The sequence below is a fragment of the Chryseobacterium indologenes genome (assembly GCF_002025665.1).
In the GTDB taxonomy this organism is placed as follows: Bacteria; Bacteroidota; Bacteroidia; order Flavobacteriales; family Weeksellaceae; genus Chryseobacterium; species Chryseobacterium metallicongregator.
The window spans coordinates 2,935,906-2,955,301 of the sequence record NZ_CP018786.1 but is presented as its reverse complement, the minus strand read 5'-3'; the positions used below and the strand labels follow the sequence as shown (position 1 = coordinate 2,955,301).

Annotated in this window: 14 protein-coding genes; 3 read left to right on the top strand and 11 right to left on the bottom strand. The window is 32.8% G+C overall.

What is annotated here, in order from left to right:
- Positions 1 to 83: 83 nt before the first annotated feature.
- The 9 genes from BUE84_RS13440 to BUE84_RS13400 all read right to left on the bottom strand — a co-directional run bounded on the left by BUE84_RS13440 (position 84) and on the right by BUE84_RS13400 (position 11,443).
- The gene (locus tag BUE84_RS13440; RefSeq protein ID WP_079242061.1) at positions 84 to 590 is read right to left on the bottom strand and encodes a TlpA family protein disulfide reductase; all 507 of its coding nucleotides are present in this window, start codon (positions 588 to 590) and stop codon (positions 84 to 86) included.
- A 189-nt stretch (positions 591 to 779) separates the two neighbouring features.
- Positions 780 to 2,051 carry a dicarboxylate/amino acid:cation symporter gene (locus BUE84_RS13435; protein WP_079242060.1) on the bottom strand — a complete coding sequence of 424 codons (1,272 nt, stop codon included), beginning with the start codon at positions 2,049 to 2,051 and terminating at the stop codon, positions 780 to 782.
- Positions 2,052 to 2,132: 81 nt separating this feature from the next.
- On the bottom strand, positions 2,133 to 3,419 hold the full coding sequence (locus BUE84_RS13430) for an MFS transporter (protein ID WP_079242059.1): 1,287 nt from the start codon (positions 3,417 to 3,419) through the stop codon (positions 2,133 to 2,135).
- Between the two features lie 11 nt (positions 3,420 to 3,430).
- Positions 3,431 to 4,837, bottom strand: a complete 1,407-nt coding sequence (locus BUE84_RS13425) for a hypothetical protein (RefSeq protein WP_079242058.1) — start codon at positions 4,835 to 4,837, stop codon at positions 3,431 to 3,433.
- 84 nt (positions 4,838 to 4,921) lie between these two features.
- Positions 4,922 to 6,205 (bottom strand): sensor histidine kinase, encoded by a 1,284-nt coding sequence (locus BUE84_RS13420; RefSeq protein WP_079242057.1) that lies wholly within the window; start codon positions 6,203 to 6,205, stop codon positions 4,922 to 4,924.
- Positions 6,202 to 6,879 carry a response regulator transcription factor gene (locus tag BUE84_RS13415; RefSeq protein WP_079242056.1) on the bottom strand — a complete coding sequence of 226 codons (678 nt, stop codon included), beginning with the start codon at positions 6,877 to 6,879 and terminating at the stop codon, positions 6,202 to 6,204. The genes BUE84_RS13420 and BUE84_RS13415 overlap by 4 nt, the downstream gene beginning before the upstream one ends.
- Positions 6,880 to 6,948: 69 nt before the next feature.
- Positions 6,949 to 7,584, bottom strand: a complete 636-nt coding sequence (locus BUE84_RS13410; protein ID WP_079242055.1) for a response regulator transcription factor — start codon at positions 7,582 to 7,584, stop codon at positions 6,949 to 6,951.
- Positions 7,577 to 10,567 carry a two-component regulator propeller domain-containing protein gene (locus BUE84_RS13405; protein WP_079242054.1) on the bottom strand — a complete coding sequence of 997 codons (2,991 nt, stop codon included), beginning with the start codon at positions 10,565 to 10,567 and terminating at the stop codon, positions 7,577 to 7,579. The genes BUE84_RS13410 and BUE84_RS13405 overlap by 8 nt, the downstream gene beginning before the upstream one ends.
- A gap of 462 nt (positions 10,568 to 11,029) precedes the next feature.
- Complete coding sequence (locus BUE84_RS13400; protein WP_079242053.1) at positions 11,030 to 11,443, bottom strand: lipocalin family protein; 414 nt, start codon at positions 11,441 to 11,443, stop codon at positions 11,030 to 11,032.
- A gap of 397 nt (positions 11,444 to 11,840) precedes the next feature.
- On the opposite strand from BUE84_RS13400, the gene BUE84_RS13395 reads away from it, so the two are divergent.
- From BUE84_RS13395 to BUE84_RS13385, 3 genes are all read left to right on the top strand, one after another.
- Positions 11,841 to 13,364: a catalase gene (locus BUE84_RS13395; RefSeq protein WP_185116993.1), complete on the top strand. Its 1,524-nt coding sequence runs from the start codon at positions 11,841 to 11,843 to the stop codon at positions 13,362 to 13,364.
- A 5-nt stretch (positions 13,365 to 13,369) separates the two neighbouring features.
- A complete protein-coding gene (locus tag BUE84_RS13390; RefSeq protein WP_079242051.1) occupies positions 13,370 to 13,879 on the top strand; it encodes an ankyrin repeat domain-containing protein in 510 nt (169 codons plus the stop codon).
- 570 nt (positions 13,880 to 14,449) lie between these two features.
- Positions 14,450 to 15,592, top strand: a complete 1,143-nt coding sequence (locus BUE84_RS13385) for a hypothetical protein (RefSeq protein WP_079242050.1) — start codon at positions 14,450 to 14,452, stop codon at positions 15,590 to 15,592.
- Positions 15,593 to 15,739: 147 nt separating this feature from the next.
- On the opposite strand, the gene BUE84_RS13380 is transcribed toward BUE84_RS13385, so the two are convergent.
- Positions 15,740 to 16,378 (bottom strand): response regulator transcription factor, encoded by a 639-nt coding sequence (locus tag BUE84_RS13380; protein ID WP_079242049.1) that lies wholly within the window; start codon positions 16,376 to 16,378, stop codon positions 15,740 to 15,742.
- Positions 16,371 to 19,364, bottom strand: coding sequence for a two-component regulator propeller domain-containing protein (locus BUE84_RS13375; protein WP_079242048.1), 2,994 nt, complete (start codon positions 19,362 to 19,364; stop codon positions 16,371 to 16,373). Before BUE84_RS13375 ends, BUE84_RS13380 begins: the two co-directional genes overlap by 8 nt.
- Positions 19,365 to 19,396: the final 32 nt, after the last annotated feature.

Here is a 19,396-nt window from a genome sequence, read left to right as displayed (position 1 = left end):
ATTTCATAATTTTGGATTTTTATGTTAATAAATTATTTGAATAATCCAATTATTTGGGGTTTAATCAACCTATTTAATTGGATCTAGTAGAATGATTTTAACTTGTCTGTAAAATTCTGATAGTCAATACCTCCCATGCTTTTGTCTACAACTTTGCCATCTTTTATAATAAAAGTCTGTGGTATAACGCTATATCCCATGACGCCATTTCCGCCAAGAAATGTTTTGATTGTCTCTATATAATCTTTGTTTTTAAACGTTATATCATTAATAGGGTGTTTTGTAAGAAACATTTCTAATTTTTTCTGATCTTCATCCAGCGATAAGAAAACAAATTTGATATGATTATTTTCGGTTGCTATTTTTTGAAAGGCGGGGATTTCCTCTACACATGGCTGACACCAGGTTGCCCATACATTAACAACAGTTATTCCCCCTTTACTAAGATATTCTTTATGGAAAGGACTATTTTTAATATCAGGTGATTTATGCTGTTGGGTTAAACTATTTGTGTTCTTGGACCTAAGGAATAATAAACCAATTAATATTATTCCCATTGGAATAATGAAAAATAAAAACCACCTTTTCATATAACTTCTTTTATGAGCAAAGCTATATAATAAATTTGCTTACAAAGGCATTAAGGTTGTAGTTATTTAACGATAGGAATGACGGTTTTTATAGTGGTTATTGTTGATTTATATCTGTAAAAAAGCCCTGTTTTAAAAATTTTAAAACAAGGCTTTACTAATATGAAGTTAAATATAGAAATGCTCTTATTATTCGGTAAGGTTTTTATGAGGGGTATTAAGACATAACTGAAGTTGTTTTTTATCAAGTTGATTCTCCCAGTTAGCCACTACAACAGTAGCCACAGAATTACCAATAACATTTGTGATGGCTCTGCATTCACTCATAAATTTATCGATTCCTAAAATCAGCGTCATTCCGGCAATAGGAATTTCCGGTACAATAGCCAATGTTGCTGCTAAAGTGACAAAACCTGCTCCTGTAACCCCTGCCGCTCCTTTAGAACTTAGCATAGCAATCAGAAGGAGTGCCAGCTGTTTTTCAATAGGCAGGTGAATATTAAGAGCCTGGGCAATAAAAAGTGAAGCAAGAGTCATATAAATATTAGTTCCGTCAAGATTAAAAGAATAGCCGGTAGGAACAACAAAACCTACAATAGTTTTCGAACAGCCTGCTTTCTCAAGCTTCTCCATAATCCCTGGCAGTGCAGATTCTGAAGAACTTGTTCCTAATACCAGAAGAACTTCTTCTTTAAGATAAACGATGAGCTTGAAAATATTAAATCCATTATACCAGGCTACTGCTCCTAATATGATAATGATGAACAGGATAGAAGTGATGTAAAAAGTACCTACTAAAAAAATCAGATTTAAAACCGAGTAAAGTCCGTATTTCCCGATAGTAAATGCCATTGCACCAAAAGCTCCGATAGGTGCAAGCTTCATCAGCATATGTACAATTTTAAAGATGGGAGCTGATAGATCCTGGATAAAATCAATGATCTTCTGGCTTTTACTTTTAGTTAATACCAAAGCAACTCCCATTAAGATAGATACCAACAGTATCTGAAGAATGTTATCGCCTACAAGAGGACTAAACAAAGTGTCAGGAATAATATTAGTGAGAAATCCAGTGATCGTTGTTTCATGGGCTTTCTGTTGATACTGGGAAATATCACCGGAAAGATTAGCCGGATCTATATTTAATCCTGATCCTGGCTGTAATAGATTTCCTACAATAAGCCCAATGACAAGAGCCAGGGTAGAGAATGTAAGAAAATAGATCATTGATTTTATAGCAATCCGACCCACTTTGGTGAGGTCTGTCATGTGGGCAATTCCCAATGTAAGGGTAATAAAAATAACCGGGGCGATAATCATTTTAACCAGTTTAATAAAACCGTCACCCAATGGTTTCATTTTTTCACCAACTTCAGGATAAAACTGACCTAAAAGTACTCCGCCAATGATAGCTATAACAACTTGAAAGTAAAGCTGCTGATATATTTTTTTTGATTTCATAAGTGTTTAAATTATTATACTTGTAATATGTTAAGGGATAGAATGCCGAATAAATATTGTGGTTTACCGATATAGCTGCATTTAATCTTTATCTAATTCTGAAGTTTTTTTCGTGTCTTTCATTCTTGCATATACAATCAGAGAAAAAAGTATACATGCTGTGATGTACCAATAGAATAATGATTCCATGTTTATCTTTTTGAGCCATAGGGCAATATATTCAGCAGTTCCCCCAAAAATAGCAACAGTAAGGGCATAAGGAAGACCTACTCCCAAAGCCCGGATCTCTGAAGGAAAGAGTTCTGCTTTTACTACCGCATTAATTGAAGTATATCCGCTAAGAATAACCAGGGCAATCATAATTAAAAAGAATGCAGCCCATGCAGAGCTAATGACACTCAGCATAGTGAGAAGAGGTACTGTGCATATTGTTCCAAGAATTCCAAAACCAATCAGTAAAGGTTTTCTGCCTATTTTGTCAGATACCATTCCAAATACTGGCTGCAGACATGCAAAAAGAAATAAGGAAATAAATGATATCAAAGTAGACTGTTCTTTGCTAAGATGCACTGTATTGACCAGGAACTTTTGCATGTACGTTGTATAGGTATAGAACGCCAGAGTTCCTCCTAATGTAAGCCCAACTACAGTAAGGATGGCTTTGGGATGCTTAAGGAGTTCTTTGATTGTTCCTTTCTTTTCTTGAGAAGCTTTATTTTTAAAAGCCTCAGTTTCATGAAGGCTTGACCTAAGATATAAGGCAATCACGGAAAGAAAAGCTCCTACTACAAAAGGAATTCTCCATCCCCAATTTTCCAGCTGTGTTTCTGTGAGTACTAATTTCTGTAAAATGAGCTGGATTCCTAAGGCTATAAGCTGTCCACCAATTAAAGTTACGTATTGAAAACTTGAATAGAAACCTCTTCTTTTTTCATCTGCCATTTCACTCAGATACGTAGCTGAAACGCCATATTCTCCGCCTACACTTAATCCTTGAAGAAGTCTTGCAATCAATAACATTACGGGGGCTAAGATTCCTATAGTTTCATAAGTAGGAGTAAGGGCTATCAGTAATGATCCGAAAGACATCAGTAAAACGGAAAGGGTCATAGCTCTTTTTCTTCCAATTTTATCTGCAATACTTCCAAACATCCATCCACCAACAGGACGCATGAGGAAACCTACAGCAAAAATTCCGGCAGTATTAAGCAGCTGTGCATTAAGGTCAGAATCCGGGAAAAATGAATTTGAAAAATAGATGGCAAATGCGGCATAAGCATACCAGTCATACCATTCTACCAGATTTCCTATTGAACCACCAATGATGGCTTTGATTCTCTGCGAAGTTGTAATTTGAGTTGTATTCATAGAAAGTAATTTTAAAGTACGATGTAAAGTCCAAGCAGGAATTCTCCCTTTCTGTCAAAAATCGTTTTTGAAACAGCATCATATATCGGTCTGCTGCTATACTGAGCTACAATTTTTGCATTTTGGCCATAGAGAAAGAAATTGGCACCCATGTCATAGTAGCTTCCTTTTTCATGTAAGGCTTTCATATCTTTTAAAGCATAGCTGAAGAAGGGTTGAACTTTCAGGATTTTACTGAATTTAGGAAGTACGAAACCAGCCTGGGTAAAGAATATATTTCCTGTTCCCATTAAAATCCGGTTATTTCCTGCTCCCTCCAGAGCTTTTTGTCCTGTGAATTCAGGATCTGCTGTGCCAGGGTTCATAATACCACTTGTTCTTAGATAGTTAGGACCATAGTTATAATTATAGAAGACGCCATATATAGTAAGCCCCATTTCTTTCTTTTTATCTCCAACTGGAATTTCAGAGTAGATATCAGTGCCGAAAATAGAAGCATTATGAGATTCAAAAACATTTTCTTTGGGCTGGGTCAGTGTAGCATTTTTATTGGCGTAAAATCCTGCTCCTATATTCAGTACTTTTTTTACAGCGAGGTTGTTTCCAGCCAGAAAAGAGGTTGCTGTAATTTCTTTATTGAAAAACTGATAGTAGGCATATCCTGCAAAGGATAATTTACCATTTTGATTATTATCTACAGCACCGCTTCCTACAATAGGCTTTATGTTTGTAGCAAAAGGTTTATTGACACTGAATCTATAATTAAGTCTGTCAAATTCTCCATGTACAAATACACCAAACTGTCTGGAAAACTGATCTGAAATTTCAATAGTGGGAAAATTAAAAATAGGAAGATCTCCTGCCAGCATTTTAGTGGTACTTCCGTTTGTCATTCTACTTACTCCATTCCAGGAATGAAGCCCTACACCGAAGTAAAGGTTGCTTTTATTAGGTAACCCTGTCTGAAAATCATTTCTTGGAATAATTGCTAATTCATTATAGGCATCATGGAAAAAGAAGGCAGCCTTTTTTCCTGCTCCATTCGTGCCTGTACCTGAGCCTCCTCCAGAGATAAAATTTTGATTGTTTGCTCCTATCTGAAGGAATACAGAGTAAAAAGGAGTGACCTGGCTTTGAATGGTGAGTCTCATTCTTCGCATTCCTGCATCATAAGTTTCCTGCTGAGGAACAGAGTTTACAGCTGTACCCGGATTATTTTCAATGCTTCGAAGCCATATCTGGCTGGAAACACTGAATTTTAACCATTTATCTCCTTTAGGATTAAGGTTGATTTTGAGTTCACCAATATCTAAGGGATTTTTTTCAGTCGTAATTTCAGGTTTCTTAAGCTTAAGAGTATCTTGACTGTAAGCCATCGGAGCTCCTATTAAACCTAAAATTAATAGCATTCTTTTCATAGGTGGTTTTATTTGCACCTAAACAAGACATAAATTCTGAAGAAAATCTGAAGTTGTTACTGATGTACTGAATTTGTTATTAAATTATTGTTTTTCAATGGATTGATTTGTGAAATATATTATGATAGTGTGTCTATTGTTGTTAAAATGATAAGAGATTTTAGTGTGGTAAATCTCCAAAATTCTCTTTACCAATGCCAAACCAATCCCGATAGAGTTTTGGTTGGGATTACCACGCTTGAATCTCTGGAATAATTCTTCAGTGGGCAGAGTAGGAGGATAGCCGGTGTTGGAGATCTCAAAAAAATGTTCTGTAAGTTTTAAGCGAATATCCCCATTATCCATATTGTGTTTTCTGGCATTACTGATAAGGTTATTGATGATGATGGCTGCCAGATTTTTATCAAGGCTTAAAAAAATATTATCTTGAATATCAGTAATAATAGTGAGGTTTTGAAGAGTAAATATTTCTTCAAAGTATTGCAGTCTTTCCCGTAATACTTCTGAAAAATTAATGGGATCGGTAGTTCTTTTCTCAAAATGTTCCAGTTTTGCCAGAAGAATAAGAGATTGATTGATAGAAGAGAGTCTGTCCAATTCATTATTCATCATATCTAAGGTGGTGAGCTGGTACTCAGAAAGCTGACTGTCCATTAGCAGTTCTATCTTCCCTTTCATAGAAGCCAGAGGAGTCTGGAGTTCGTGAGAAGTGTTTTCAGAAAGTTCTTCCAGCAGGTTATAATCTTTTTTTGAATTATCAGACATTTTCAGCAGAAACTGATTAAGCAGTTTGAATTCTTTGATGTTGGTCTCCATAAGATTCATCTGAGAATGATCTTTTAAATTGAATTTTTTAATCTCATCCAGAGAACAATAGAACGGTTCCAGAATACTTTTTGAAACAATTGTACTGACAATGATCGTTAGGATGATCAGAAATATTGTTATCCATGCAATCACCATCAGAATACTTGTTAGAAACCGGTGCTCAATGATCGTAATGTAACGGATGCTTTTTATGGAATATTTTTTTTTGTGAATAACAAGATAATCCATTACTTCTATCTTATTAATGTAAGATTGTGAATTACTATTCCAAATATATTTTTCTGCAATTTGTTTTCTCTTGGATATATGTTGGGAATCAGGAAGCATAGTTACAGCGGGGTTCTGGCCAAAAAGAGTATAGTCATAGGATGGATTTTGTTCCAACTGCTGGGCGACCTGCATATTCTGGGTTTGTAGTTTTAGAATAGCAGAACGGACGATGGTTCTTTCCAGTGCAAAATACATAATGATAAAACCCATCATGAGAACAAAGAATACCAAACAGGCAAAAGCCCTTGCAAATTGTAAACTTAAACTCATTTGTCAATCCACTTATAGCCCAATCCATAGACAGTCTGCAGATAATCTTTACCTCCTGATTCTATGAGTTTTTTTCTTAGATTTTTCAAATGTTGATATACAAAATCAATATTGTCAATACTATAGGTGTAATCTCCCCATAAATGACTGGCGATAGCCTGCTTGGTCAGCATCCTGTTTTGGTTGTTGATAAAATAGATCAAAAGGTTCAATTCCTTTTTGGTTAAACTGATCAGCTGATTACAGATACTGCATGCCTTAGATTCAAGATCTATTGATATTTCATTGAAGATAAGATGTCGGTGGGTTTCCGGGGTTTTCCTCCTGAAAACAGCTTTTATCCTGGAATGAAGTTCAGGAAGTGGGAAAGGTTTCGTAATATAATCATCGGCACCTTCATCCAGTCCTGCTAATTTGATGTCTAATGAATCTCTTGCTGATACAATGATTACACCTGTTCCCGCAGAGCAGGTTTTAATATGTTTTAAAATATCCAGACCATTTCCGTCGGGAAGCATCAGATCAAGAAGAATACAATCATACTCAAAAAGTTCAATCTTTTCGAATGCTGTTTGAGCATCTGATGCAATTTCACAGATATAATCTTCATTTTTCAGATAATCAGTGATATTGATGATCAAATCTTTATGGTCTTCTATAATTAAGATTTTCATAGTAAATATTATCTGAGTTGAGCATAACAATAAAAACATGGTGTTTCAAATGGACACAAGGTTTTTTAATTATTTTTTATGTACTTGATTTCGGTCTCCCAATCTAACAAGATCAACAGTGTTTTTAATATTCAGTTTTTTATAAATTCTTGCTTTGTAGGTGCTGACTGTAGATAGGTGAAGGTTTAATTCATTTGATATTTCAATATTTCCGTAACCCTTAACCAGTAGATTAAATATTTCCTTTTCTCTTTCTGATAAAGCTTCCAGTGGATTTATTGGAGTGTCTTTTTTTGCAGAAGAAACCAGTTTTTTCACAATCTCCGGAGAATAATAGGTTCCGGTTTCAAAGATTTGCTGAACTGCTTCCAGAATATTGTTTTCGTCAGATAGTTTATTAATATATCCATCGGCGCCTTCAATGATATACTGTACTGCGATGTCATTGTCGTATACAGAGAAAACCAGAATTTTCAGATTGGACTGTATTTTTTTTAATTCACCAATCATGCTTAAATATTTACTTTCCGGCATATTGATATCGAGGATGAGCAAATCAAACTGTTCTGCGTATAACTTATCCGTGAGTTCCGTATAAGATTCTGCACAGGAAATCTGTACATCTTTGTAGTGGGATTCTAAAATCAGTGTAGTGCCTAATCTTACTACAAAATGATCATCTGCAATAATAATTTTTCTAGTCATATTTTTGTTTTTTTATTTTAATCGATACTATAGTTCCTTGTGGTATATTGTTTTTAAATTCAATTTTACCATTGATCATCATAAGCAGCTGAAGGATGAGATGTAATCCTAAACTGTATTTTTGTAAAACCAGTTTTTCATTTTCAATATTGTCCTGAAGCTTTTCATAATAAGTCATCTGTTCCTTGCTCATTCCTTTACCGGTATCTCTTACTTCCAGGAAAAAGATAGTATCATCTTCAATGGTAGAAAGCTCTATAACTCCATTAGTGGTATTTTTAATTGCATTATCTATAAGGTTATGGATGATAACTGCTACCACATTCTGGTTGATCTTTGAATAAGTAGGGTCTTTAATATTGTTGACAATAAGAGTATTTTGCTCTTTGGCAGCCACCTCAAAAAGTGTTTTTTTAGCTTCCACAATTTCGTAAACATTATAAGTTTCATTCTTTTCAGAAATATTATATATCTCCGCGTATTCTTTTAAGGTTTTCACGAAATTGTAAAATTCTACCGAAGATTTGTAGAAACTTTCAAAATGTTTTTTTTGTATATAACGATCATGTTCGTCAGTCTCATATAACTTTTTGGCGGTTATAGATAAGAACTTTATAGGAGTAATAATATCATGGCTTATGGTTTCCAATAGTTTTTTCTGCTGTACACTCTCTTTTCGCAGTTGTTCCTTGGTATATTCTAATTTTGAAACTGTTTTTGATAGTTTCCGGGTTCTTATTTCAATAATGTCTTCAAGTTCCTTCTTGTTTAATATTTGCCTTTTTATTCTAAGTTTTATCATTTTTAATGTAAATACTGATATAAAAAATAGAATAAAAATCTTAAAGATGAGAATCTGATAAAAAAGGTGCTTTACATTAATATTAATTGTTTTGTACATGTATTTCCCTTTCGGAGAAGTTAATACCCTCACAATAAGTTGATATTGTCCCGGCTCCAGATTTGAAATATAATATTTACCATCGCCGTTTATTTTTTCCCATTTTTCATTCTTAGAACCTTTTAGTTTTGCTTCGATAACTAAATTGGTTCTATTGGCATAATAGGGAACATCAACTAATATAATTGCTTTATAAAAATTATTTTCAAGAGTAATATTTTTTCCTTTAATATTGCTTTTGGAATCATAAAATATGACTCTTTCCAAAAAGAAGTTTTTAGGGTAGTAGCTTCTTATTTTTTCAGGATGGAAAAATACAAGTCCCTTTATAGAAGGAAATACAAAATTTCCATTTTGAAGAACCGAAGCACTGGGTGAGCAGCCACCATTGAACTCATTGGTATTAAAGCCGTCTTCCTTGCTATATCGGTAATAGTTGGGTAATGTTTTTCTGTCTTTAGAATATTGCAGAAGGTTGTTTTTCAGTACCTGGAATAATCCATTATTGGTACTGATCCAGAGAAACCCATTTTTGTCCTCCAGAATAGTATGTGAAAATAAAAGATATCTGTTTTTATCTTCCGGCATTTTAATGAGTTGCTTGTTTTTATATAAAAAGAAGCCATTTCCTTGGGTCATAATCCAGAAATTTCCATCCTCTGTTTTTGTAATTTCTCTTACATGTAACGGGGTGGCAGATATTTTTTTAGGAATAAAAGTGGGCGTTTCTATTGAATATAAAGCATCCCTGGTTCCTACCAGCCACTTATCATGGCCACGTTCATGAACTGTGGTAACAATATTTGGAATGGAAAATTGTAAGAATGGGGTTTTAAAATCGGAGTCTTTGTAAAAGGTAAGGAGAGATTTCAGTATAGGTTTGTGGAACGTTACAATGAAAAAATTTTTCGCCCTCCATGCATAAGAGGGTTCCTTTTTAAAAGCAAGTTTTTCTTTTTTAGAATAATTAGATTTTTTAAGATAACGAAGTAAACTTGATTTCTGCTGAACAAGAATATTCTTTTGATTATCATACAGTAAAAAAAAATTGCTTGTTGTATTAAAATGATACTGTTTTACCAATCCGTTTTCATTGTATACATCACCTAAGGAAGTGATTACCTTATCATTTTCAAAAGGAAGCATTGAATAAAAGATGTTTTCATAGGATTTATCTGATTTGTTGACAACATGAAAATTGTTGAATTTTATTACATTCAATCCATCTGATAATGTTCCAAGGTACAGTTTATTGTTCACTTCATCATGATAAATGGCGGCTAAAGAGTTTTTATTAAGATCATAATCTGCTAATTTTTTTAAACTAAAAGTATTATGCTCATAGCCTATTTTATACAGTGTATGATTCAGGATAATAAAAGATTGATTATTGATCTGGCTCCAGTACATTTCTATACCATTTTTAAAGAAAATCTCAGGTGCATCCAGGTAAGTTATCTGAGTAGGAGAAATTTTAATTATTTTTTTTAATGATTTGGAAATGATAAAAATAGTCTGGTCAAAACAAAATGTATCTGAAATATAGTTTTTAGGTAGATTCTTCAGCGTTGTAACTTTATGATCCTTATATTGTACGGTTCCATCATGCAACAAGTGATAATAGTTGTTCTTATCAAAATAAATAAAGAAATCTTTATCTTCAAACTGATCTGATATGGTATTCTTAGTAAAAATAAAGTTCGATTTGCTTTTACGTAATACTCTTTGCAGGCAACCTGATTTACGAGTGAGAATACTTACATTTCTTTTAGATATTAATGCAGTATTTTCGTCGAAAGCTGTTGCATTGTAAATGGTATCTTTCTTTGAATTTCCAAAAAAAGTGGTAAATCTGTTGTTTTTAAAGTTAAGATGGTTATAGGTGGCAAAATTATTTCCGTCATAACGTACCAATCCGTTTTCTGTACTGATCCAGATGAATCCGTACTTATCTTTAATAATATCCTTTACACTGTTCTGAGGAAGGCCATTGTCTGTATCATACCATATTGAAGCTGTTTGCTGACTGGAGTACAGTTGTATAGTTATGAAAAATATAAATATAAGTTGTTTATTAAACATTTTTAATACTTGTAATTATAAAGTATTCATGGTCTAGTATTATAAAATTAATAAATTTTGAAAGCCAGTAGAAGTGTTGGATGTCGTTTTAAAACTACATGCTTTTAAATTTAAAATGATAGCCACGTCGATTTCCATGGCTTTTTTAGAGTGTTTGGTGGATGTTAATTAAATACTTGGTAAACTTGGTGTTCCGTAATGGATATAGAATTTGTTTTGATATCTTGTTGAGAAAGTTATTGATAATAATGATGTGATAAACAATATTTGTTCTCTTTATTATAAAATAAAATCAGTAGATATCAGACGAATATCAAATTACTGATTTTTTGCATTTTGAAGAAAGATTATTATACTCTCAATAGGTAAAAAAAAATAGATCCTAGAATCTATTTTCTTTAGTATAAATTTCTTCGATGTTAGAATTTCTGGCTAAAGAAGAATTTGTTAGCAATTAAATACCTATTTTTCTTTACTGTAAGTTTGAGCAACATTATTTTTAGGGTCTCCAATTAAAGATACAACCGTTAACGATGTATTATCAAGTTTTTGAATAAGTAAGGTGTCAATATCGCTAGAGGTGGAAGGCTGTGCTACTCCTACAGTACGACTCCATAGAAATAGGGTATCATGAGAAATTTTCCATTGTTCATACAGCAACGTGTGCATATTTATTGATGCTGCGGTACCATTGTCCCGAAGCTCAATACCTTGCTTTTCCTTTTCCTGTCCTGGAATAGGTTGTACCCATTTTCCTACAAGTTCAGCTTTAATATCTGATGCTTTATTTGAAGTAACTTCTGTATTTTCTTTTTTGGGAGAAGTGCACGCTGTCAAAATACCCAAGATAATTAGTGATAATACCTTTTTTTTCATAATGTTTATGTTTTTATATGTATGCCTTGTAAATGTCTTCGTTATAAACTTCTTCGTTATAAACTTCTTATACCAACTTATCAATTGCTTCTAGCTATGTCTAATTAACCCTGATGTTTTTATCAAGTGTTTAATTTTTTTTGATTTGGCAAAATTAAGTAATTGTTCTCTAAAGTATGTTTAAATGAGTGTAGTTATTAAACTACACGATACGCTATTTAAAGTGTCTTAAAGAAATTTGTTTGAAAAAAAATAAATTTATTTTATAAAATATAGTAGATGATATCTATTGTTATTTGATTGTCTGATAGATTTAATAAATTAATGAGATTGAATTTATTAAGATGAATCCAGTAAATCATCTTTCTATATTTGCCCCACTATAAAATAAAAAATTATGAAAAAAAATGTTTTGTTAGCGGGAATCCTGATAGCATCAACAGTCTATTCTCAGCAGTTGACGACTAATACAGGGAGCCCTGTAGGAGATAACCAAAATTCTAAAACAGTAGGTAATAACGGACCGGTATTGCTGGAGGATATTCATTTAATCGAAAAACTGGCTGCCTTTGACAGGGAAAGAATTCCTGAAAGAGTAGTGCATGCAAGAGGAGCAGGAGCCATAGGTGAATTTGTTGCAGATGCTGATTTTTCTGATGTTACAATGGCTGATTTTTTATCAAAGGCTGGTAAGAAAACTCCGGTATTGGTAAGATTCTCTACCGTAGTACATCAGCAGGGATCTCCGGAAACTTTTAGAGATCCAAGAGGATTTGCTGTTAAGTTTTATACGGATCAGGGAAATTATGACTTGGTAGGTAACAATTTACCGGTGTTTTTTATCAGAGATGCAATTAAGTTTCCAGATATGGTACACGCTTTTAAACCTTCTCCGGTTACTAATAATGCTTCCGATAATAACAGGGTTTTTGATTTTATGGCTAATATCCCGGAGGCTACCCATATGCTGACATGGTTGTTCTCTGACAATGGAATTCCTGCCAATTACAGAGAGATGCAAGGAAATGGAGTACATGCTTTTAAATGGATCAATACAAAAGGAGAAATAACTTATGTAAAATACAAGTGGATTCCCAAGCAAGGTGAAAGAAATCTTACGCAGGAAGAAGCTGATAAAATCCAATCTACACAAATAGAACATGCAACAAGAGATTTATATAATTCTATCCAGAATAAAGACTTTCCAAAATGGGATTTATATGTGCAGATGTTGAAAAAGGATGATTTTGAAAAGCTCGATTTTAATCCGGTAGATGTAACTAAAGTATGGCCGGAATCTATCGCAAAATCAGTGAAAGTGGGAACGATGACCCTTAATCAAAATCCAACAAATTATTTTCAGCAGGTAGAACAGGCTGCTTTTTCTCCCGGTACTCTTGTTCCGGGAATAGAACCATCAGAAGATAAACTGTTACAGGGAAGATTATTCTCATATTTTGATACCCAAAGACACAGAATTGGAGGGAACTTCCAACAGTTACCAATTAATGCAGCAAAAAATAATGTGACAACATATAACCAAAACGGCTATATGTCTATGAGAGCTCAGAACGGAGAGGTAAACTATCAGCCTTCAACAACTAAGCCTGAAGTTACTGATAATAAAAAATTCAAATACTCCCAAACTGTTTTCCCTGCCGGTACATCTACAGCACAAGCTAAACTCGATAAAGAAAACAACTTTAAACAAGCTGGAGAACTTTATCGGTCTTTCTCTAAAAAAGATCAGGATAACCTGATTAAAAATCTGGGTAGTGCTCTGAGCAGTGTTGAGAATAAAAAAGTAGTGGCGAAAATGATCTCCTATTTCTATCAGGCAGATGCAGAATATGGAAAGCGACTGGCTCAATATGTTAAAATGGATCGTCAGCAACTGGAATCTTTATTGTCTTCAAAATAGAAATAATGAAATATCTTTTTTCTACCATCATGATGTTTTTTGCAATGAGCAAAATGAGTGCACAGGATATTTTTTCTTATGCAAAGACAGGTAATGTAGAAGCAATTTCTCAGTTTAAAAAAGAGGTCAATTCTAAAAATGAGGAAGGATATACTCCTTTAATACTTGCCGTATATCATAATCATGAAAAGGCGGTAAAGTGGTTGCTTGACAATGGAGCTCAGCCTGATCTTCAAGATAATAGTGGTAATACGGCACTAATGGGAGCTACGTTTAAAGGATATAAAGAAATGATTTTGTTGTTGATTTCCCATAAGGCAAATATAAACATCAAAAACTATAATGATGCAACGGCTCTTATCTATGCTGCTGTTTTTGCAAGAACAGAAATCCTAAAACTGCTCTTAGAGAACGGAGCAGATAAAAATGCTAAGGATAATAGAGGCAATACGGCTTTGCAACATGCCGTAATGCAAAATAATGAAGAGGCTGTAAAGCTGCTTCAATCATTATAATTTCGGAGAATTGTTTTATTGTCTGCTAACTTCCATAATAATCCTCCTGTCAATCTGACGGAGGATTATTGTAATGATATCACCCTGTAAAATAGAGTTTATATTTTAATATATTTCACCATCTACAGAGTTACGTAGTTTTTAAACTACATAAACAAGATATAATACTACATTGGTGGCAATTTGTTTTTACAGGGGAAAGTTAAATTTTTCATATCCCGTATTTTAAATTTGTTACATCAAAATGGATTAGTTCCATTCTTGAAAAATAAAAGAATTATTAGTCAGTAATGACGAATTGCAAATAAAAACATAATATATTTTAATTCCCAAAAACATTAAAAAACTATCTGTAGAACAATTTTATATCAGGTAATGCACTTCTGTAAAGATTTAATTCTACTTTTTGTTTACGCTTAAAACAAAAAATCATTTTTCCAGTTCCCTTTTTAAGTAATGGAATGTTTTTCTGTCTTACGTTAACAATGCACAAGTGGATATAAGAATCAGGGTTACTTGCTTATCCCATATTTTTCACTTCAAAAAAGTTTAAATATTAAAATTAAAACAATGAGAAAAAATTTAACAAATTTATTTATGGCAGCCCTAATGGTAACTTCTGCTGGCATTTTTGCACAGACGGCAGGTGTAGGGATTGATACTACAACGCCTAACTCCACATTGGATGTTAATGGAAAACTAGGGGCTACTGATCTTGACGGACTTCAGGCACCGAGGCTTACCCGTGCACAGCTTTCCGCTAAAGGAGATGTACTTTATGGAGCTAATCAAAAAGGAGCATTGATATATATTACAGATATCTCAGCAGGTAACAATACCGGACCAAGAGTAAATATTGACGGTATTGGCTACTATTATTTTGATGGTTCAGTATGGCAGAAACTGATCAGTTCTTATAACAATATTTATAATGCAGATGGCACTCTTACCAGTACGAGAACGGTTACACAAAATGGAAAGGATCTGAAATTTGTGAATCAACAAACTACAACTATTAATAATAGTGTGGGGCTGGGTATCGTACAGGATTCAGGAACGGGAACAAGATCTTCAATGGGCTTTTCCAATGGTGGAAATTATTCATTGTTTATTTATTGTGATACCAACTCAGAAGCACAAGTTGTAGCTGCAGGAAATAGTTCTGGACTTACTATTGGGACAGGTGGTACAAATGCACCTACAGGTATTAGTTTTCTGACAACTCCAACTTCTGGAGTTAATGGAGTTACACAAGCTAAGATCGAACCTGATGGAAATGCTTTTTTTGTTAAGAATGTGGGTGTTGGATATTCAACTACTACTTTTGCGCCAGGTGAAAAATTAAAAGTAAGCGGAAGTATTACGACAGCAACAACTACCTATCCCGATTATGTATTCGAAGAGTATTACAACGGAAAATCTTTACTGAATTCTAAATATAAATTTTTAAATATTTATGATACAGAAAAATTTATTAAAGAGAACAACCATTTACCTGGGGTAACTTCTATTAATGATTTAGCAAAAACAGAAAATGGACTTTACTCATTTAATTTATCAGAACTTTCAACCCAGACATTGGAGAAAGTAGAAGAACTTTACTTGCATGTTATCAAACAGCAAACACAGATTGATGCTCAAAAAGAACAAATCAATAAACTACTTGACTTAACCCAAAAATTACAAAAGAAAATTAAGTCAAAAAAGCATTAATAAAATTGTATTAACAACTTTACGATTCTTATAGAATACAGATGATTAAAAAAAAACGGAATATTTATTCCGTTTTTTTTATTTACATTCATTCATTCAGTAGGTACTTCAATAGATTATTTTTTAGAAAAAACTAAATATAGGAGTTTATTTATGTTTGTGTGTCTGGTTTTTATCGCCTAGTCTTACAAGATCAACCGTGGTTTTAATATTCAACTTTTTATAAATTCTTGCTTTGTAGGTGCTCACAGTAGAAAGGTGAAGGTTTAATTCATTTGATATTTCAATATTCCCGTACCCTTTAACCAACAGGTCAAATATTTCTTTTTCTCTTTCTGATAATGTTTCAAGTGGATTTACAGGATTGTTTTTTTTAGCTGAAGAAACGAGTTTTTTTACAATATCCGGAGAATAATAGGTTCCGGTTTCAAAGATTTGCTGAACTGCTTCCAGGATATTGTTTTCGTCAGATAGTTTATTAATATATCCATCGGCGCCTTCTATGATATACTGCACTGCAATATCATTATCATACACAGAAAAAACCAGAATTTTAAGATGGGGATGCATCGTTTTTAATTCACCAATCATACTTAAATATTTGCTTTCCGGCATATTGATGTCCAGGATTAGTAGGTCGAATTGTTCAATATGTAGCTTTTCTATGAGTTCCGTATAGGATTCTGCACAGGAAACCTGTACATCTTTGTAGTGGGATTCTAAAATCAGTGTAGTGCCAAATCTTACTACAAAATGATCATCTGCAATAATAATTTTTTTATTCATGTTTTTGTTTTTTTATTTTGATTGATATTATCGTTCCTTGAGGTATATTATTTTTAAATTCAATTTTGCCATTGATCATCATGAGTAACTGAAGAATAAGGTGTAATCCTAAACTGTATTTTTGTAAAACCAGTTTTTCATTTTCAATATTATCCTGAAGCTTTTCATAATAGATCATTTGTTCCTTACTCATTCCCTTGCCCGTATCTTTTACCTCCAGGAAGAAGGTACGGCTATATTCAAACATAGAAAGTTCTATGATTCCACTGGTAGTATTTTTAACTGCATTATCTATAAGGTTGTGGATGATAACTGCTAGTACATTCTGATTGATTTTTGAATAGGTAGGATCTTTTATATTATTAATAATAACGACGTTTTGTTCTTTGGCAGCACCTTCAAAAAGAGCTTTTTTGACTTCTACCAGTTCGTAAATATTATAAATTTCATTCTTTTCGGAATTATTATATATCTCCGCGTATTCTTTTAAGGTTTTTACGAAATTGTAAAATTCTACTGAAGATTTATAGAAACTTTCAAAATATTTCTTTTGAATGTAACGATCATGCTCGTCAGTCTCGTATAACTTTTGAGCTGTGATGGATAAAAACTTTATAGGAGTAATGATATCATGGCTAATCGTCTCTAATAATTTTTTCTGTTGTATACTCTCTTTTCGCAGCTGTTCCTTGGTATGTTCTAATTTTGAAACTGTTTTTGACAGTTTCCGGGTTCTTGTTGCGATAATTTTTTCAAGTTCCCTTTTTTTCTTTTTCTGTCTTTTTATTCTTATTTTAAAAAGGGTAAATACAATAAGAATTAATAGTAAAGCAATAAAGAATTTAAAAATAAGTGTTTGATAAAATAAATATTTTACATTGATATTGAGTGTTTTGTATAGATATTTCCCTTCGGGAGAAATTAATACCCTCGCAATAAGTTGATATTGGCCTGGTTCCAGGTTTGAGATATAATATTTACCATCACTATTTATCCTTTCCCATTTCTCATTTTTGGAATCTTTTAGTTTTGCTTCGATAACCAAATTGGCTCTGTTGGCATAATAAGGCACATCCAATAATATAATTGCTTTATAAAAATTGTTTTCCAGATTAATATTCTGCCCTTTTATACTGCTTTTGGAGTCATAAAAAATAACCCGCTCCAAAAAGAAGTTTTTAGGATAATAACTTCTTATTTTCTGAGGATCAAAAAACACCAGGCCTTTGATGGATGGAAATACAAAATATCCATTCTGAAGAACTGAAGAGCTGGGAGCACCTCCACCATTGAACTCATTCGTATTAAACCCGTCTTCCTTGCTATATCGGTAATAGTTAGGTAAAGTTTTCTTATCTTTAGCATATTGCAGTAAGTTGTTTTTGAATACTTTGAATAAACCATTGTTAGTACTGATCCAAAGAAATCCTTTGTTGTCCTCCAGAATAGTATGGGCAAATAAAAGGTATCCGTTTTTATCTTCCGGCATTTTAATAAGTTGGCCCTTATTATAAAGGAAAAAACCGTTTCCCTGAGTCATGATCCAAAAATTTCCATCCTTTGTCTTTGTAATTTCTCTTATGTGTAAGGGCTCGGTGGAAATTTTTTTAGGGGTAAATGTTGGTGCTTCTATTGTATATAAAGCTTCTCTGCTCCCTATCAGCCATTTATTGTGAGCCAACTTCTGTACTGAAGTGACAATATTTGGAACCCAAAATTGTAAAAAGGGATCTTTAAAACTGGAGTCTTTATAGAAGGTGAGCTGAGATTGTAATGAAGGTTGCTCATGAAATGCAATAACATAGTAATTGTTGACATTCAATACATGAGATGGTGTTTTCTCAAAATATATAGATTCACTTTTCGAGTAGTTGGAGTTTTGAAAAAAACGGAGTAATGAAGCCCCATTTTGAACAATAATATTTTTTTTACTGTCATATAACAAGAAATATCGGCTTGTCGTATTAAAATGATACTGTTTTATCAATCCGTTTTCATTGTATACATCTCCGGAAGGGGTAATTACTTTATTATCTTCAAAGGGAAGTATTGAATAAAAAATATTTTCATAGGATTTATCAGATCGGTTAGCTACATGAAAATTATTAAACTTGATGACATTCAATCCATCTGATAATGTTCCGAGATATAATTTATTGTTGATTTCATCATGATAAATGGAAGCTAAGGAGTTTTCATTAAGATCATAATGAATCATTTTTTTTAAACCAATTTCATTATGCTGAAAGGATACTCTATACAAGGTATTGTCATGAAAAAGAAAGCATTGATCATTAATTTGGCTCCAATATACTTTCACATTATTTTGGAAAAAAATATCCGAGGCATCTAAATATCTGACTTGCCCTGACGAAATTTTGATAATTTTTTTTAATGTTCTGGAAATGATAAAAATATTTTGTCCTAAACAAAAAGTATTGGTTATATAATTCTTATGCAGTTTCTTTATGGGTACTATCTTTCTATCATTATATTGTATAATTCCATTATTAAATAGATGATAGGTGTTTTTTTTACCAAAATAAATAAAGAAGTCTTTATGATCTATTTTTTCAGGAGCTCCATTTTTTACAAATAATCCATATAACTTGCTTTCATGCAATGCTTTTCTTACACAATCTGTCTGATAACGTAAAGTGTTTATGTTTCTTTTATTGAGTAAAACTATGTTTTCTGTATAAGCAGTAAAATTATAAATAGAGTCTTTTTCTACACTGCCAAAAAATGTGGTAAACCTGTTGTTTTTAAGATTAAGATGATTATAAGTAACAAAACTATATCCGTCATAACGTACTAAACCATTTTCTGTACTCAGCCATATGAACCCATGTTTATCTTTAATGATATCTTTTACACTATTCTGGGGAAGTCCGTTATCCGTGTCATACCATGCAGTATCGACTAGTTGACCGTAACAACTCTGTATAAAAATTAATAGCAGGGATGTAAGTATTCTGTGCGACATTGCTAATTTTAGTGTTTTATTTTTATGTTTTT

Bases quoted from the DNA above. Each gene is read 5' to 3' on its own strand.
- BUE84_RS13440 (WP_079242061.1), bottom strand. From the start codon at position 590: ATGAAAAGGTGGTTTTTATTTTTCATTATTCCAATGGGAATAATATTA.
- BUE84_RS13435 (WP_079242060.1), bottom strand. From the start codon at position 2,051: ATGAAATCAAAAAAAATATATCAGCAGCTTTACTTTCAAGTTGTTATA.
- BUE84_RS13430 (WP_079242059.1), bottom strand. From the start codon at position 3,419: ATGAATACAACTCAAATTACAACTTCGCAGAGAATCAAAGCCATCATT.
- BUE84_RS13425 (WP_079242058.1), bottom strand. From the start codon at position 4,837: ATGAAAAGAATGCTATTAATTTTAGGTTTAATAGGAGCTCCGATGGCT.
- BUE84_RS13420 (WP_079242057.1), bottom strand. From the start codon at position 6,205: ATGAGTTTAAGTTTACAATTTGCAAGGGCTTTTGCCTGTTTGGTATTC.
- BUE84_RS13415 (WP_079242056.1), bottom strand. From the start codon at position 6,879: ATGAAAATCTTAATTATAGAAGACCATAAAGATTTGATCATCAATATC.
- BUE84_RS13410 (WP_079242055.1), bottom strand. From the start codon at position 7,584: ATGACTAGAAAAATTATTATTGCAGATGATCATTTTGTAGTAAGATTA.
- BUE84_RS13405 (WP_079242054.1), bottom strand. From the start codon at position 10,567: ATGTTTAATAAACAACTTATATTTATATTTTTCATAACTATACAACTG.
- BUE84_RS13400 (WP_079242053.1), bottom strand. From the start codon at position 11,443: ATGAAAAAAAAGGTATTATCACTAATTATCTTGGGTATTTTGACAGCG.
- BUE84_RS13395 (WP_185116993.1), top strand. From the start codon at position 11,841: ATGAAAAAAAATGTTTTGTTAGCGGGAATCCTGATAGCATCAACAGTC.
- BUE84_RS13390 (WP_079242051.1), top strand. From the start codon at position 13,370: ATGAAATATCTTTTTTCTACCATCATGATGTTTTTTGCAATGAGCAAA.
- BUE84_RS13385 (WP_079242050.1), top strand. From the start codon at position 14,450: ATGAGAAAAAATTTAACAAATTTATTTATGGCAGCCCTAATGGTAACT.
- BUE84_RS13380 (WP_079242049.1), bottom strand. From the start codon at position 16,378: ATGAATAAAAAAATTATTATTGCAGATGATCATTTTGTAGTAAGATTT.
- BUE84_RS13375 (WP_079242048.1), bottom strand. From the start codon at position 19,364: ATGTCGCACAGAATACTTACATCCCTGCTATTAATTTTTATACAGAGT.